Origin of the sequence: uncultured Nostoc sp. (assembly GCF_964245445.1) — a bacterium.
In the GTDB taxonomy this organism is placed as follows: Bacteria; Cyanobacteriota; Cyanobacteriia; order Cyanobacteriales; family Nostocaceae; genus Nostoc.
This window is the reverse complement of the sequence record NZ_CAXTNE010000040.1, coordinates 28,765-30,778: the sequence shown is the minus strand read 5'-3', so window position 1 is coordinate 30,778 and position 2,014 is coordinate 28,765. Positions and strand designations below refer to the sequence as shown.

The 2,014-nt window shown below is 39.3% G+C and carries 1 protein-coding gene and 1 pseudogene; one reads left to right on the top strand and one right to left on the bottom strand.

Translation table 11 applies throughout. The features are described 5' to 3' along the window. Positions 1-445: 445 nt before the first annotated feature. A pseudogene (locus ACFE90_RS09840) lies at positions 446-547 on the bottom strand (glycerophosphodiester phosphodiesterase); the annotation flags it as partial. Positions 548-606: 59 nt separating this feature from the next. On the opposite strand from ACFE90_RS09840, the gene ACFE90_RS09835 reads away from it, so the two are divergent. Next, complete coding sequence (locus tag ACFE90_RS09835; protein WP_375499984.1) at positions 607-1,671, top strand: vWA domain-containing protein; 1,065 nt, start codon at positions 607-609, stop codon at positions 1,669-1,671. Positions 1,672-2,014 lie beyond the last annotated feature (343 nt).

Below are 2,014 nucleotides of genomic sequence, written 5' to 3'. Positions count from 1 at the left end.
CCCGAATTCAATAAACGACTGCCCGAATTCAATAAACGACTGCCCGAATTCAATATAGGAACTTATAGCAATCTTATTTGAGTTGTGAAAATTTTTGTTATGGTCGTCCTTGGTCAGTTGTGATTACAAAGGACAAATGACTAATGACATCTTCACGCCTAAGTCTATGTAAAAATACTTAAACAACTATCAATAATTATAAAATAATACTATAAATTGAAATAAGAAAGGCGATCGCAGACTCTTGGCCGAAGGCGATCGCCTTTCATTTAACCCCTACAATTGGAGTCAACTATGATCATGACACAAGAAAAAAGTTCGCCAAATCACAACAAAAGCAGTATTTACCTACCCAAGCCAACAACGCACCCCTTTTGAATCTATCTGACCAAAAGCCAAGCCTGCGGCTGGCTGCGCCCAATGCGTAGGCGTAGCCAGCCGCAGGCATCGCTAATTCATAAGCAGCTAAAGTGTGTTCTGGACGACAACCACTAGCGCCTCGGTGAGCAATGATAATTGGCGGCTTACCTGTAAAATTTTTAACCATGATTGCGTGCCATTTGTAATTTTGTAAGTTAAAAATTAAATATTAATTTAGGTGAGCCGATGACAAGTAATAATATTGAGATTGTTTTCAGTTTTGATACAACTGGAAGTATGTACCCTTGCCTTACTCAAGTACGGCGAAAAATCAAAAATACTGTTACCAGACTGATAGACGAAATTCCCTTAATTCGGATTGGGATTATTGCTCATGGTGACTACTGCGATGCAGGTTCAACTTACGTCACCAAAACATTTAATATATCCGGTGATGTTGATGCTATCTGTGATTTTGTGCAAAATGTCGAACCTACTGGTGGCGGAGATGCACCAGAATGTTATGAATTGGTATTACATGAATCACAATCTTTATCTTGGTCAAAGTCAGCAACAAAATCACTGGTTTTGATTGGCGATGATATTCCCCATCCTCCAGCACACAATCCTAAAAAACTGAATTGGCGCAAAGAGTTAGATAAATTAGCTGAGGCAGAAGTTACAGTTTACGGAGTTCAAGCACTCAATCGCCCTCATGCCACTCCTTTTTATCAAGAACTTGCAGAAAAATCTGGCGGTTTTCATATCAACTTAGACCAGTTTTCGTATATTAGTGACTTGTTTTTAGCAGTTTGCTACCAACAATCTTCTAACGATCAGCTACAAGCTTATGAACAAGAAGTAATTGATCAAGGACGCATGAGCCGTGGGTTAAATAAAATATTTAACACCATGATGAATCGGGAAACAACATCCTATTACGAATCGGCTGATTTACGGGCAGTTACTCCAGGGCGTTTCCAGATTTTAGAAGTTGAACAAGATATTTCAATTAAAGCCTTTGTATTGGAAAATGGTTTGAGTTTTAAAGTTGGGCGAGGTTTCTACGAATTCACAAAAACAGAAACTATCCAGGCTCAAAAAGAAATTATTTTAATGGATCGGGCAACGGGTGATTTATTTGAAGGAGGTGCTGCACGAGAAATGTTAGGTCTACCGATGGATGCAACGATTCGGATTAAACCGAGTAACCTAGAAAAGTATGTTGTGTTTGTCCAAAGTACCTCTGCTAATCGTAAACTGATTGGCAAAACTCGATTTTTATATGAAGTCGAAGACTGGGATCGCTAAATTCCAAAGATTAGTACCGTGCGGCGGAAATACGTATACCATTTTTAAGCCTTGCGATCAATCAAATTTTCGGTGTACACACGAGTATAGGCTGCAAGGGACTTGTGTGTACACGGTAGCCGATGCCTTGGGGGGACTACAGGGGGGTTGGAACAATTTCAAATTCTCACGAATGATTTAGGACTGCTATAGTCTGTCTCATTAATTTTGATGAGTTTGTAGTAAGCACAAAGCGTGCTTAAAAATCCAAAACTAAAGTCCTTACTACGAACTTTTTCACCCTTCATAACTAATGTGATAGACCACTAGTAGCCACTGACATCAACTAATCGATATCCTTGAC